Genomic DNA, 15358 nt, shown 5'->3' with positions numbered 1-15358 from the left:
CGGGCTTTATGGATCACGCAAAACTACCTAAGGGTCAGACCCGGTATCCCCTTGAGGAGCCCGTGGCTACGATGACCAGTTGTGTTTCACGGGCCAGGACTGCCACTCGTCTTCGCGCTCCGTGATTTCAACCCCCTTACCTGCCGGAGAGCGATGTGTCCGTGGAGTTCATTCTCGAAACGCGAGGGCTGACCAAGGAATTCAAGGGATTCGTGGCCGTCAACAACGTGGACCTCAAGGTCCAGCGCGGGCATATCCACGCGTTGATCGGCCCCAATGGCGCCGGCAAGACCACCTTCTTCAACCTGCTCACCAAGTTCCTGACGCCCACGCGCGGCAGCATCGTTTACAACGGCAGCGACATTACCTTCGAACAGCCCGCGCAGACCGCGCGGCGCGGCATCGTGCGCTCCTTCCAGATCTCGGCCGTGTTCCCGCACATGACGGTGCTGGAAAACGTGCGCGCGGCGCTTCAGCGCAACCTGGGCACCTCTTTCCACTTCTGGAAGGCCGAAGATACCTTGTTTCATCTGCACGGCCGCGCCCGCGAACTGCTGGCCGAGGTCGACCTCAGCGCTTTCGCCGACGAGCTCACCGTGAACCTGCCCTACGGCCGCAAGCGCGCGCTGGAGCTCGCCACCACGCTGGCGCTGGAGCCCGAGCTGATGCTGCTGGACGAACCCACCCAGGGCATGGGCCACGAAGACGTGGACCGCGTGACGCAGCTGATCAAAAAAGTCTCCGCCGGCCGCACCATCCTGATGGTGGAGCACAACATGAACGTGGTGTCGTCGATTGCCGACCGCATCACCGTGCTGCAGCGCGGCGCCATCATCGCCGACGGCCCCTATGCCGAAGTCGCCAAAAACCCGCTGGTGATCGAAGCCTATATGGGCACGGCGAACACCGAACTGCAGGGAGCCCACTAGATGACCAAAGAGCTCCTCAAAATTGAAGACCTGCACGCCTGGTACGGTGAATCGCACATCCTGCATGGCGTGAACCTCAGCGTCAATGAAGGCGAGGTCGTGACTTTGCTGGGCCGCAACGGCGCGGGCCGCACGACCACCATGCGCGCCATCGTCGGCATGACGGGTGCGCGCAAGGGCTCCATCAAGATCAACGGCGAGGAAGCCATCAAGCTCGCGCCGCACAAAGTAGCCCGGCTGGGCGTGGGCTACTGCCCTGAAGAGCGCGGCATTTTTGCCAGCCTCACGGCCGAGGAAAACCTGATGCTGCCGCCCACCATAGGTCCGGGCGGCATGAGCCTGGACGAGATTTATGCGATGTTCCCCAATCTCAAGGAGCGCGCCGCAAGCCCCGGCACGCGCCTGTCGGGCGGCGAGCAGCAGATGCTGGCCGTGGCGCGCATCCTGCGCACCGGCGCGCGCCTGCTGCTGCTCGATGAAATCTCCGAAGGCCTGGCGCCCGTCATCGTGCAAAAGCTCGCCGAGATGATCCTCACACTCAAGGCCAAGGGCTACACCATCGTGCTGGTGGAGCAGAACTTCCGTTTCGCCGCGCCGCTGGCCGATCGCTTTTATGTCATGGAGCACGGCCGCATCGTCAAGCAGTTCGCGCAAAACGAGCTGGCGGGCAACATGGGCATGCTGCAGGAATATCTCGGCGTCTGACGCCAGCCGGATTGCTTTTCAGTTTTTTTCGACTTTCCGTTCACCCATCCATAACAGGAGACACCATGAAACTCAAAACACTAGTTGCCGCACTCGCCGTAGGCCTCACAGGCGCCGCCTTTGCGCAGAACACCGGCCCGATCAAGATCGGCATCATCACCGACATGTCCAGCCTCTACGCCGACATCGACGGCCCCGCCGGCGCGGAGATGCTGAAGTGGGCGGTGCAGGATTTCGGCGGCAAGGTGCTGAATCGCCCCATCGAGGTGCTGAGCGCCGACCACCAGAACAAGGCCGACGTCGCATCGTCCAAGGCCCGTGAGTGGATCGACAAGGACGGCCTGCAGATGCTGATTGGCGGCACCAACTCCGGCACGGCGCTGGCCATGTCCAAGGTCACCACCGAAAAGAAAAAGCCTTTCATCGCCATCGGTGCCGGTTCCGCCCGCCTGACCAATGAAGACTGCTCGCCCTACACCGTTCACTACGCCTACGACACCGTCTCGCTGGCCAAGGTAGCCGGCTCCGCGCTGGTCAAGGCCGGCAACAAGAGCTGGTACTTCCTGACCGCCGACTACGCCTTCGGCTACTCGCTGGAAGGCGATGCCTCCAAGGTCGTGAAGGACAACGGCGGCACCGTTGCCGGCGCCGTGCGCCACCCGCTGAACGCCTCCGACTTCTCGTCCTTCCTGTTGCAGGCGCAGTCTTCCAAGGCGCAGATCCTGGCCCTGGCCAACGCCGGCGGCGACTTCACCAACGCCATGAAGGCCGCCAAGGAATTCGGCATCGGCAAGACCATGAAGGTCGCCGGCCTGCTGGTGTTCATCAACGACGTGCACTCCCTGGGCCTGGCCAACACCGAAGGCCTGCAGTTGGCCGACAGCTGGTACTGGAACCAGGACGACGCCTCGCGCAAGTTCGCCAAGCGCTTCTTCGACAAATACAAGCGCATGCCTTCGAGCCTGCAGGCCGCCGACTACTCGGCCACCATGAGCTACCTCAAGGCCGTACAGGCCGCCGGCACGACCGACTCCGACAAGGTCATGAGCACGCTCAAGGGCATGAAGATCGACGACTTCTACAACAAGGGCCAGATCCGCGCCGACGGCCGCATGATCCACGATATGTATTTGTTCCAGGTGAAGGGCTCCAAGGAGTCCACCACGCCCTGGGACTACTACAAGACCGTGGCCAAGGTGCCCGGCGACCAGGCCTTCACCACAGCGGCCGAATCCAAGTGCTCGGCCCTGAAGAAGTAATGGCAACAGCGACAGTCATGACAGTCATGGCGCAAGCCTGAACTGGCGAGACAGAAAAGAAAAACGGAGAAGAACGAGGGGCTTTGGTCCAGCCGGTCATTCCGCGGCAACGCATGAATGACCGGCTGCATCTTTAACAACCCTTTGCTCCCGCCCCAAGAACGTATTGGTGTCCTGACAGGTTCCCATGGAAATTTTCGGTATTCCCCTGCAAGCGTTTATGGGCCAGCTGATGCTGGGCCTGGTCAATGGCGCCTTCTACGCCATGCTGAGCCTGGGGCTCGCGGTGATTTTCGGGCTGCTGGGCATCGTCAACTTCGCGCACGGCGCGCTGTACATGCTGGGCGCCTTCGCCGCCTGGATCATGATGGACCAGTTCGGCATGAATTACTGGTTCGCGCTGGTGCTGGCGCCGCTGACGGTCGGCATCCTCGGCGTCATCATTGAACGGCTTTTCCTCAAGCATCTGTACAAGCTGGACCCGCTCTACGGCCTGCTGCTGACCTTCGGGCTGGCACTGGTTTTCGAGGGCGTTTTCCGTGAAATTTACGGCGTCTCGGGCCAGAACTACAACGTGCCCGACCTGCTGGCCGGCGCCATGGACCTGGGCTTTATGCGCCTGCCGATTTACCGCGCCTGGGTGGTCGTGGTTTCGCTGGTGGTCTGCCTGGGCACCTGGTTCCTGATCGAGCGCACCCGGCTGGGCGCCTACCTGCGCGCCGGCACCGAAAACGCGCCGTTGGTGCAGGCCTTCGGCGTCAACGTACCCATGATGGTGATGCTGACCTACGGCGCCGGCGCCGCACTGGCGGCCCTGGCCGGCGTGCTGGCCGCGCCCATCATCCAGGTCAACCCGCTGATGGGCTCCAACCTGATCATCGTGGTGTTCGCGGTAGTCGTGATCGGCGGCATGGGCTCCATCCTCGGCTCGGTCATCACCGGCCTGGGCCTGGGTATTGTGGAAGGCCTGACCCGCGTGTTTTACCCTGAAGCCTCCAACATCGTGGTGTTCGTCATCATGGTCATCGTGCTGATGTTCCGGCCCGCCGGCCTCTTCGGAAAGGAAGCGTGACCATGAGCGCCCTCTCCACCAAAGCCGCCAACATGCTGCGCATTACTTACCTCGTCCTGCTGGCGTTTGCGCTGGCCGCGCCTTTCCTGGGCCTGTACCCGGTGTTTGTGATGAAGCTGCTGTGCTTCGCGCTGTTTGCCTGCGCCTTTAACCTCTTGCTGGGTTTTACCGGCCTGCTGTCTTTCGGCCATGCGGCTTTCTTCGGCTCGGCGGCTTACGTCACGGGCTGGTTCATCAAGTCGCTGAACTGGACACCCGAGCTGGCTCTGCTGGCCGGCGCGGTGGCGGCCGGGCTGATAGGTCTGTTGGTGGGCCTGGTGGCGATTCGCCGCCAGGGTATTTACTTCGCCATGATCACGTTGGCGATTGCCCAGATGGTTTACTTCGTCTGCCTGCAGGCCAGCTTTACCGGCGGCGAAGACGGCCTGCAGGGCGTGCCGCGTGGCAAGCTCTTCGGCCTGTTGCCGCTCGAATCCGACATCAATCTTTATTACGTGGTGGTGGCGATTTTTGTGGCCTGCTTCCTCTTCATCTCGCGCATCGTGCATTCGCCTTTCGGCCAGGTGCTCAAGATGATCCGCGAGAACGAGCCGCGCGCCATCTCGCTGGGCTACAACGTGGACCGCTACAAGCTGCTGGCCTTTGTGCTGTCGGCCGCGCTGGCGGGCCTGGCCGGTTCGATGAAAACCCTGGTCATGGGTTTTGCCACGCTGTCCGACGTGCACTGGTCCATGTCCGGCGAGGTCATCCTGATGACCTTGCTGGGCGGCGTCGGCACCTTCTTCGGCCCGGTCATGGGTTCGGGCATCGTGATTGCGCTGCAAAACCTGCTGGCCGACAAGGTCGGTTCCTGGGTCACCGTCATCATCGGCGCCATCTTTGTGCTGTGCGTGCTGGCCTTCCGCAAGGGCGTGATCGGCGAGCTGCAGGCTTTCCTGGAGCGCCGCCGCAACGCCGCCAAGGCGGCATCGCAGCGAAGCTGAGCAGCACCACCCCCAAAAAAGCGCGCAGGCCTGCGCGCTTTTTATTGCGCGGCCTTCGGGCGGTCAGGGCCCATCGGTCGACAGCGCGTAGTTCACATGCTGCGGCAGCACCAGCTGCCCCAGGCTGTTGGGCACGGCCTCGATGTGGACCTGCGGCTGCGCCGCGCGCACGCTGCCGAAAATCGTGGCGAACGCAATGTCGGCCGCGTCCCGCCCTGTGGCAAAGCGCACAAAACCCATGGGAATCGCCGTGCCCGAGGGGTCGAAGAGGTACCAGCGGTCGCCCAGGTAGACCTCCACATAGGCATGGAAATCCGGCGGGCCCAGCGCGGGGTCGGCGCCGTAGTCCATGCCGCTGGCCATGCGCGCCGGCAGGCTGGCCGCGCGGCACAGCGCGATCATCAGATGCGCGAAGTCGCGGCACACACCCACCCGCTCTATCAGGGTGTCTATGGCCGAGGTCGTGCTGTTGCTGGTATTGCCCTGAAAGCTCACATGCTGCTGGACCCAGTCGCAGATCGCCCGCGCCCGGCCGTAACCCAGCGGCAGGTGGCCGAACTGGCTGTTGGCCAGGGTCAGCAAGCGGTCCGACTGGCAGTAACGGCTCGGATACAGGTAAGGCAGCACCTCGCCGGGCAGGGCCAGCGGGCTCAGCTCGGGCAGCGAGCCCGGCTGCGCCTCGTAGTGAACCAGGTCCACCACCGCCGTATAGCTCAGCGTGAAGTTGCCAGGTTCGGCGTGCAGGCGCAGAAAGCGGCTTTGCGTGGCGGGGTCGGTGTAGCTGCTGGTGGCCACCGGCTGGCTCAGCCCCAGGGATTCGTGCATTACCAGTTGCCGCGGCGTGTAGGCGGCCTGGATGTTGAAGATGAAATCACAGCCCGGCGCCATCACCTCGTAGACCAGCACGGTGGAAAATTCAAGCCTGACCATAGGGTGTCTTATGCCTTGGGGATTGGCTCCGCAAAAGGAGCCTGTTTGTCCGCGGCGGCGGGAACCCGTCGCCATCACCACCCATTAGGCGCGCAAAAAAGGCCGGTATTCGCGTTTGGCGATATTTGCCGGGAAACCCTGGCCGCCGGGGCCGACAAGACGGCGTCGCCCGCGCCTACAACACATCAGGCCGCGCGAAACTCGCGCCGGTAAGCCGACGGCGAAGTCCCCAGCGTCGTCGCGAAATGCTGGCGCAGCGACACCGCTGAACCAAAACCCGCATCGAGCGCGATCTGCTCCATGGAGCGGTCCGTCGATTCGAGCTGGCGCTGCGCCAGGCCCAGGCGCTGGCTGGTGAGCCATTGGCCTACCGTGGTGCCGGTGACCTGCCGGAAGTGCCGCGTGAAGCTGCGCCGGCTCATCAGCGCCCGCGCCGCCAGCGCGTCCAGGCTGTGCGGCTGGTCCAGGTTTTTCTGCACCCAGGCCAGGATGGTCGACAGCCGGTGGCCCGCTCCCGTGGCGGGCAAGGGCTGCTCCACATACTGCGCCTGCCCGCCCTGGCGCTGCGGCGCGACCACCATGCGGCGCGCCACGCGGTTGGCCATCTCGGCGCCGTAGTCCAGACGCAGCACATGCAGGCAGCAGTCTATGCCCGCCGCCGTACCAGCCGAAGTCAGCACGTCGCCGTCATCCACATAGAGCACATCGGGCTGCAGCCGCACCTGCGGGTAGCGCGCGGCAAATTCACCGGCCAGCGCCCAGTGCGTAGTCGCCGGCCGCCCGTCAAGCAGCCCGGCCTCGGCCAGCACAAACGCCCCCAGGCACAAGCCCACAATGCGCGCGCCGCGTTGGTGCGCGGCCTGCAACGCCTTGAGCAAGGCTTCGGGCGGGCGCTCCATCGCATCGCGCCAGGACGGCACCACGATGGTCTGCGCCTTCGCGAGCGCGCCCAGGCCTTTTTGCACGCTGATGCCGAAGCCCGAAGTGGTGCGCAAGGTGCCGGGCTTTTCGGCGCAGACCACCAGCTTGAAACGCGGCAGGTCGGCCCCCGAAAAATCGTTGCCGAACACCATGCAGGGCACCGACAGATGAAAAGGGCTGATGCCGTCAAACGCGACCACCGCCACGCTGCCGTCCTGTTTTGCAGCTTTGACGGTTTTTCGGCTTGATTTCTGGGTGCGCGGTGACATGGCCCGATTCTATCGAGTATTGGCATTTGGGCCACTTTCGACAAAACGGACACCGGCCAACAATCCTTCCATCACCCACCGCTTTCAACACAGGAAACTTTTCATGACCGCAAGCAACACCCCAAAAGCCCCACGCCGCGCCCTCGTCGTCATTGACGTGCAGATGGAATATTTCAACGGCGGCCTGCTGATCGAACACCCACCCGTGGCCCAAACCCTGCCCAACATCGCGCGCGCCATGGATGCTGCCCGCGCGGCCGGCATTCCCGTCGTTGTGGTGCAGCACAGCGAATCCCCCGCCGCGGCGCTGTTCGCCAAAGGCTCGGCCGCCTGGGAATTGCATGAGGCCGTGGCCAGCCGCCCACGCGACCACTACATCGAGAAGGCCTGGCCCAGCGTTTACACCGGCACCGACTTCGCCGCCTGGCTGGAGCAGCGCGGCATAGACACCCTGACTGTGATCGGCTACATGACGCACAACTGCGATGCCTCCACCATTTTCGAGGCCACGCACCGCGGCCTGCATGTGGAGTTCTTGAGCGACGCCACCGGCGCCCTTCCCTATGCCAATGAAGCCGGCAGCGCCAGCGCCGAGGAAATCCACCGTGTGTTCAGCGTCGTCTTTCACACGCGCTTCGCAGCGACCGGCTCCACCGACGCCTGGATCAACGCCGTACAGGCAGGTGGGCGGCTCGAGAAAAGCAATATCCTGGTGTCGAACCGTGCGGCATTGGCAGGGCGTTGAACCCGGCGCAGCGCCGCAGCTTCAATGCCAGGTGGCGCCCATCACCGGCGCCAGCGCGGCGGCGTAGCTCGCGGACAGATCCGTTTGCCCCATGCCGGGCGGTGCATAGACGGCCATGGCCTGCACCAGGGTTTCGACCTGGCTGTCGAGCAGAACCTTGCCGCCGTCCGCCCTGATCTGTTCGACATGGTGCTGGTTGCCCAGGTACCAGTTCTGCACAGTGACCTTGTCGCTTGTGCCGATGACACTGATTTCAAGGTCATTGTCCAGCTGGCGCATCCAGAGCTGGTCGGCGCGGACGCCGGCCCGGATCTGCAGGACATCGGTGTTGCCAGCTGCGGCGTCGTTTTCCTGCACGGTATCGGCGCCATAGCCTCTGGCGAAGATGTAGATATCATCACCCGCGCCGCCGCTCAGGACGTCATTGCCCAGGCCGCCTTCAAGCACGTTGTTGGCGGCACTGCCGATGATGATGTTGTCCAGTGCATTGCCGGTGCCATGGAGCGCCGCCGTACCGATCAAGCTCAGGTTCTCAACATTGGCGCCCAGCGTGTAGCTGATGCAGGCCTGCACCGTGTCCGCGCCTTCCCCGGCCTTCTCTATCACGGCGTCGCCCGCATCGTCCACAAAATAGCAGTCGTTGCCCGCGCCGCCCGCGAGCTGGTCCGCGCCCTGGCTCATGAGCGCAACGCTGGCAGGCCAGGCTTGCGCCCCGCCCGCGAGCCAATCCTGCTGGATCGGGTGAAACACAAAGGTATCCATGTCCACCAGGCGCGCATCGGCAATGCCATTGAGCCCTATCACGCCGTCGGCGAAGTAGAGACGGGTATCCGCGTCCGACACCGTCACCAAGGCGCTTTCGCTTTGCCCCGGCCCCAAGCCCGCAGTGCGGGTGAAGGTGTACACACCCGTATCCTGGTCTATGGCCTGGCCGTAGTCGGAAAGCTTGCCGCTCAGGTGGATGCCGGTTTCGTTCGCCATCAGTTCGCTGCCATCCAGCTTGCTGCCGGGCGTGACATATACCTGGACCGAGTTGCCGCCATCCACGACCTTCAGCGACTGTCCTGGCGATACGGCAGGAACTGCGCCGTCGCTGAGCGCAAACACCATGGCGGCACCATCGTCGACGACATACTTGCCCGCGGCAGCGCTCGTGACATACGCCGTCGCCGCAGCATCGGCAGCCGGGGCCAGGCCATCGATCACGTCGTCGCCTTCACCGCCGAGCAGGGTATCCGCGCCGAAGCCGCCCACCAGTACATTGTTGCCGTCATTGCCTACCAGCCAGTTGTTCAAGGAATTGCCCGTGCCGTTCAGGGCTGCGCCTCCCACCAGCGTCAGGTTCTCGACATTGGCGGCAAGGGTGTAGTCCACATTGCTGTGGACGGTATCGTTTCCTTCGTTCTTTCTCTCGACCACCACATCGCCCCGGTTGTTGACGGTGTATTCGTCATCGCCGGCCATGCCTTCAAGCCGGTCGATGCCGGCGGTGCCGGCCAGGGTATCGGCATCGGCAGTCCCCACCATCTTGATATCCGCCCTGGCCATCAGGTCCAGCAGGCTGCTGACCGTGCCGTCGGCGAACTCGAATCGCTGCACCACGCTGTCCAGCGCATCGCCGCTGCGCGGCATCAGGATCCGCAGGCCCTGGTCCGCGCCCCAAAGGATGTCCAGCGCGGCGTGGGGGGTGCCGTCCAGGGGGGCTGCTGCTTCACTCCACGAGACGCTCAGGTCCGCCAGCGCAAGCCCCGGGCCGAAGCTGACGACGGCCCCGGGCAGCAAGCCGGCGTCAAGCAGCGGCTGCAAGGCCGCAAAGTCATCGGCCGCCAGCATGGTGCCTGTGATGCCGTGCGCGGCATAGTAGCTGCTGGCTACCAAATCGCTCTCGGGGTCTTCCACGCTGGTGTACGGGGTTTTGTACAGCACCGTCAAAGGCTCCACATAACGCCAGGTGGTAAGGGCGTCGGCCATGGCAAGGTCGAAGCTCGGCCAGGCATCGCTGGGGACGAAGGCGGCGCGTGCATCCTCCATCGAATCAAAGTAGCCCTGGAAGTCCTCACCAAAGTCCAGGCGGTATTTGCCGCCGTATTGATAGTTTTTCTCCCAGTTCGCATAGCCCATGGCCTGGTAGATGGCCTTGACCGCATACGATTGGCCTCGGAAGTCCATGTCCGATTCCCAGTCGAAATCCTCGCCGAYAAGGTCTATGCCCAGGTTGGCCGGATTGACCAGGATGCGGCTGTCGCTGTGCCCCACCACGGTGTCATGGCCATCACCCACCACCATGAGGTCGCCACGCTCCAGGTATTGGTCGCCGATGCCGGCCATCAGCGTTCCGCCGCCTATCAGCTGCGCGTTGCCGGTTCCACCATAAGCGAAGCCGGCATCGAAAATGATGTTGTTGCCTGTGCCGCCTATCACCGCCGAATACGGGTCCGCCCACACCGTCTGGTCGCCATCGGCCAGTATCGAAGAGCCGAGCTGGTAGCTGTCTCGCCGATGCAGGAAATCGACCGCGACGTAATCCGGCAGCTCACCGGCAAGTGCGCTCGCGCCCGGATCCTGGAAGCTGAGCGGCCCGACGGCACCCTCGTAGTAGTCGCTGTCGAGGTTGTAGCGCGTATAAAAGTTGATGAACTCTGTCGGATGCGCGGCGGGCCAATCCATTGATGACTCGTAGACCCAGCCCGATTCCGAGTGCGTTCCGCCGTCTCCCGTCCAATGCACCGCGCTCCAGGCTGTTTCATGGGTGGTGGCATCGTGGTAGGACTGAATGGTTTCGGTGCCACTCTCAAGCACGCGTGTATCGAAACTGACGGTGGCGATCCGGTCACTCGCCGTCTCCTGTCCCCATTGCTGGGTGGCCCAGTCGGCATACGACACATAGGAAGATGCGGTGCTCCAGGGGTGGCCGGGATCATTGAAGGGTGTATGGACGGATTTGGAGAATTCCGTCCTGACCTCATAGGTTTTCGCCATGCCCATGGTGTAGCTGGCGGCCCGGTACCACGAGCCATCACCCTGTTGCACATAGCCGCTGTCGGCGTAGCTCCGCGAAATCGAACCGACTGCGCCGGACTGGAAGTCCTTGAGGAGTTTGGCCTGCAACTGCGTCCAGTCCGTTCTGCTTGCCTCCACAAGCGCATCGCCGGTGGTCGTGTTGCCCTGCGCGTCCTCGAACACCCATGAAGTCTGGGCGGCGGCGTAATAGTCCTTGATGAGCATGGAAGCCGCGGTTCCGCGTACCTCGACCACCAGGTCGTCGCCGCGGCGTGCGGCGCTCAGGTCATCGAACTTCATGCCTGGAGCGCCGAGTTTGATGATGGAGCCTTCAGCCGAATCATCAACCGCAATGTTTCGGTCTGCGCCGTAGTTCAGCACATAGGTATCCAGTCCGTCGCCGCCGGCGAGCGTATCGCGGCCGCGGCTGGAATACAGCACATCGTCGCCGCCTTCGCCATACACGGTGTCATCGCCGCTGCCGCCGTCAAGCGCGTCATTACCGAAACCCCCTGCCAGCAGATTGGCAGCCGCGTTGCCCATGATGACGTTGTCCGAGGTGTTACCGGTTCCGTTGGCGGCCGCTCCGGTGAGCGTGAGGTTCTCGACGTTCTCGGGCAGGCTGAAGCTGGCGTTGCTCCGCACGGTATCCGCCCCCTCGTCGTCCTGCTCGATCACCGTGACGCCGGCATTGCCGATGACGTAGGTATCATTCCCGGTCCCTCCCGCCAAGCTGACGTGCGCATGCCCGCTTTCCAAGGTGTCGTCGCCGGCGCCGCCGCTCAGGCTTTGGTTCTCGCCGCTGGACGCGACATGAACCGCTTCGCGCAGGTTGTTCTTGAGCCAGTCCTCTATCGGAGCACCATCGATGAACTCGATGCTTCCACGCAAGGCATCCACGATACGCAAAGTGCCCCGGTTGCCATAGCCCAGCAACAGGTCGGCGCCGCCGGCGGTCACGGAAACAGGCGCGCCGTCTGCCAACATCAGGACATCCACGCCTTCGCTGTCGGTGACCGTATCACCCGCGCCGGCCGAAAAACTGTCATTGCCGCTGCCGCCGTCGAGCATGTCCGCCCCGGCGCCGCCCATCAGTATGTCGTCACCGCCGGCGCCCGTCAGCGTGTCATCGCCATCGCCGCCGTCGAGGAAGTCGTCTCCCTGCTGGACGGAAGAAACCAGGTGGTTGGCATAACTGCCGTCAAGCAGCAGACCAGAGGAGCCGTCTCCCGCCAACACATCATTTCCAGCGCCTCCATAAAGCGCATCGCCTGCGCCGCCCCCCAGCAATATGTCATCGCCGTCACCGCCATCCAGGAAATCTTTTCCGTAGATGACCGGCGGAACATCGCTGCCTTGTGTTTGAAGCAAGGCGTAGTCCACGCCGTCGACGTCGCCGACCAGAACGTCGCCGCCGGCGCCGCCCACCATGATGTCGTTGCCCTCCATCCCCCACAACAGGTCACTGCCCCCGTCGCCCGCAACGACATCGTCATAACCCGAACCAAACACTAGGTCGTCCCCATCGCCAGCGACAATGACGTCGGGGTCTGGGCTGGTGAGATCGATCCAGGTCAGTGTCCCGTTGATCCACTCGTTGGTGCCGACGGGGTCAAACTGCACTTGTCCAAGGACGCTCGTGCCCAATACGGGGTCCCATGCCTGGACCGATGCGTAGGAATACGGGTTGTAGTCGAGGGCATAGAAATTTCCGGCACCCATGATGACGTCATTGCCTGCGCCGCCATGAATGAGGTCACGGCCCGGCCCACCGGCAATCAGGTCGTCACCTTCGCCGCCATCGATCTCGTCGTCTCCCAGCCAGCCCTGCAACACATCCTTGCCGCCCAGGCCGCTGATCTCGTCACCGGCATAGCTGCCATGAATGACGTCGAAGAAATCTGCTTCTTCCACGCCACCTATTAACGTGCCGTCAGCGCCCCAGTGGGTGGACAGCCAGTCATAGCCGTCACCCGCCAGCGGGGCATGCTGATCCCCGTTGTAGATGTGCTGCACGACAAGCGGCGGCGAAGCGGCGCTATCCATGGCCAAACCAAGCTGGCCGTCTTGCCAGTTCTTTACACGGATGGCATCCAGCCCGTTGTCCTTCATGATGAGAAGGCTGCGGTCGGCGCCGCTGCCTGCCAGGGTGAAGGTATAGCCTTGCTCCTCGTTGCGCCAGACCTTGTCCAGCCCTTCCACTTTTTTGCCGCCTTGCAGCGGGTTGCCGTCCACCTGGATAATGCCCGTGCCGTCGCTGTCGACAATGGTGTCGGATCCGAAGGCGCCGGTGAATTGGTAGGTGTCGTTGCCGGCTCCGCCAGCCAACGTGTCATTGCCTTGGCCACCATCCAGGACGTCGTCACCGGCATTGCCTTCGAGATAGTCGATTCCGGCTTTGCCATTCAAGGTGTCAATGCCGCCACCGCCGTAAAGATGATCCGCTTCGGAGCCACCGTTAAGTGTGTTGTCGCTCTTGCCACCGAAAATGACATATTTATTCTCGTTCGATGCGGTATTGGGGTCGATACGTGTGTTATTGACCTGCAGCAGGTTGCCGGTAGGCAAGTCAATGTATCGGGTATTGACACTTTCATTGAGTGAGCCTTGCACGGCCAGGTAGCCATCAGGGTTGGCGTCGGCATTCCGGGTGTTGGCACTGATCAAGGCCTGCAGCATGGCGGCCCTGTCATCGATCCACTGATCCGTGAAAGCTGCGGGCGCCTTGCCCAGGGTGCTCAAGGACCTGTCTTGCAGCCAATCGGTATAGCTCTCTCCCCAGGTGCTGCCCAGCCACAGGCCATCCAGTGCAGCTTTTCCCGCCTCTCCCACGCCGCTCATCACAAATGGACTGAGAGTCTGAAGGGCCGCAATCTCTTCAAAACCAACCCGCGCCTTGGCCTGATGGGACAAATTGGCGTCGACCAACTGGATGCTTGTTTTTCCGAGCAGCGATCCGTAGATTTCCGAGCTGACGACTTTGTTTAACGCCGCGTGGAATGTGGCGCGGCCCGTACTTCCATTTTTGTCCTGAACTTCAAACCAGGTGTTGCCGTCCAGGCTGGGCTTCAGCTCCGGAATGCCGATGCCGAGCTGGGCGGCCAACGCCGTCAGCAGCTTCTCGAGGGCATCTCCTTCCGCGTGCCCCTGGCTGAATGTGCTGGTTTCGGCCTTGGCGTTCGTCGCAACATTCATCAGCGATTGCGCCTTGCCCAGCGTGAAAGTGTTGTCCAGCTGGGCGAAGGCATTCTGCACCGACAGCGAGTCAACGATCAACACCAGGCTGTGCGTATCACCGAAATCGTTCTGGCTGAAGTTGTCCGTCAGCAGCTTCACGTCCGCATACAACAAGGACTGGACAAGGGAGTTCCAGACTACATTGCCGCGAAGCAGAGGCTGGTTTTCGATCGCAACCCTGATGGGCTCGCCGTAGTGCAACTGGGAGTTGGAAACGGCCGACGGGTAAGTCGCGCCGTAGATGTCAAACACATTGGAGAGCCCGGGCGCCGGAGCCGGCGTCCGGACATCGCGAAAAGCGTCCCATCCTGCTTGAATCGGCGCAGTGTGATATGAGCTGGTGTTCATGGAGGCCAGCACCACCGCCATTTGATAGTCCATGGTGGCCGCTTCAATCCGGTCCAGCGGTACATCAAGGGGGCCGGTGCTGCCGTTGCGGATACCGCTGACGCGCTCTTGTTCACGCATCACCTTGTCGACCCGCTGCAAGGCCTCCAGAATGGGACGCGCCGCATCTCCATACTGGACGATCAAGGCCTGCACCTGGCTGAAGTCCGTTTCAGCGGGCATCCGCCTTCCATCCATGCGAGAACGAATGCTCATATAAATATCGTTCAGCTGCGCGTCCCCCAGGTTCACCAAAGCGGGCGCGTTCCGATACTGACTGAATGCATCAATGACATCCCGCAGCGTATGCCCCGCATTTATTTGCCCCACACCCGCACCATTAAAGGTATAGGTCTCCTTGATCAGCGGCGCGCCAAAAGATGTGGTGTCGCCCTTGTGCAATAGATTGAAGGCTGCCGCCAGGTGGCCGCCCAGGCTGTAGCCGGTCACGGCGATGGCCGCCCCCGGATCAAGCTTGCCGCTTTGTTTGAGGCTGGCATACCAGGCTTCCATATCGGCAATCTGCCCGAACGCCCAGCCCTTCTCCTTGATTTCCAGGGCATTGGTCGCCTGGTTGTCCCGGACAGCGTCATCGGCGAACTCTGTGGAGCGAAAACTCATGACGAGTTCGTCTGCGGCGACCCCGCGAGCTTCATCTGTGCGCAATGCGCGGAGGAGCGTCCCAGAAAAGCCCGTGGATGTATTGCTCTTGTGCTCTACGACTTCCCAGTCAAGACTGAATTCCTTTGCCTGGGTCAAAGTGAATACACTGGTGCGTTCGTTGCCGGTGGTTAAGTTATCTACAGTTAGCGCCCCCTCGTAAGTCGCATCGACGGGGGCCGTTTTCTTCCCATACAGCGCTTCTGCCGCTATTTGTATGTTGGCGAATTTGAGGTAGGTCGCAATTGCCGTCGTCATCTG

The 15358-nt window shown here is 62.5% G+C and carries 9 protein-coding genes; 6 read left to right on the top strand and 3 right to left on the bottom strand.

All coding sequences use genetic code 11. The features are described 5' to 3' along the window. The first annotated feature begins 155 nt into the window (after nt 1-155). The 5 genes from AC1DXS_RS13670 (at nt 156) to AC1DXS_RS13650 (ending at nt 4948) form a co-directional block, all read left to right on the top strand. On the top strand, nt 156-929 hold the full coding sequence (locus AC1DXS_RS13670) for an ABC transporter ATP-binding protein (protein WP_413330338.1): 774 nt from the start codon (nt 156-158) through the stop codon (nt 927-929). Further along, entirely contained in the window at nt 930-1634 is a 705-nt protein-coding gene (locus AC1DXS_RS13665) for an ABC transporter ATP-binding protein (protein WP_477738029.1), read from the top strand. A 65-nt stretch (nt 1635-1699) separates the two neighbouring features. After that, entirely contained in the window at nt 1700-2893 is a 1194-nt protein-coding gene (locus AC1DXS_RS13660) for an ABC transporter substrate-binding protein (protein WP_477738028.1), read from the top strand. A gap of 187 nt (nt 2894-3080) precedes the next feature. Further along, entirely contained in the window at nt 3081-3965 is an 885-nt protein-coding gene (locus AC1DXS_RS13655) for a branched-chain amino acid ABC transporter permease (protein ID WP_477738027.1), read from the top strand. 2 nt (nt 3966-3967) lie between these two features. Continuing rightward, nucleotides 3968-4948, top strand: coding sequence for a branched-chain amino acid ABC transporter permease (locus AC1DXS_RS13650; RefSeq protein WP_477738026.1), 981 nt, complete (start codon nt 3968-3970; stop codon nt 4946-4948). Nucleotides 4949-5011: 63 nt separating this feature from the next. Here the strand turns inward: AC1DXS_RS13650 and AC1DXS_RS13645 are convergent, their stop codons facing one another. Then, nucleotides 5012-5878 (bottom strand): transglutaminase-like domain-containing protein, encoded by an 867-nt coding sequence (locus tag AC1DXS_RS13645; protein WP_477738025.1) that lies wholly within the window; start codon nt 5876-5878, stop codon nt 5012-5014. Between the two features lie 185 nt (nt 5879-6063). After that, nucleotides 6064-7068, bottom strand: a complete 1005-nt coding sequence (locus AC1DXS_RS13640; RefSeq protein ID WP_477738024.1) for a GlxA family transcriptional regulator — start codon at nt 7066-7068, stop codon at nt 6064-6066. A gap of 103 nt (nt 7069-7171) precedes the next feature. Between AC1DXS_RS13640 and AC1DXS_RS13635 the strand changes: the two genes are divergently transcribed. Next, complete coding sequence (locus tag AC1DXS_RS13635) at nt 7172-7813, top strand: cysteine hydrolase family protein (protein ID WP_477738023.1); 642 nt, start codon at nt 7172-7174, stop codon at nt 7811-7813. A 21-nt stretch (nt 7814-7834) separates the two neighbouring features. On the opposite strand, the gene AC1DXS_RS13630 is transcribed toward AC1DXS_RS13635, so the two are convergent. Continuing rightward, complete coding sequence (locus tag AC1DXS_RS13630) at nt 7835-15355, bottom strand: calcium-binding protein (RefSeq protein WP_477738022.1); 7521 nt, start codon at nt 15353-15355, stop codon at nt 7835-7837. Nucleotides 15356-15358 lie beyond the last annotated feature (3 nt).

It is taken from the genome of Polaromonas sp. P3_B1 (assembly GCF_056402935.1).
This window is presented reverse-complemented; position numbering and strand designations above follow the sequence as displayed.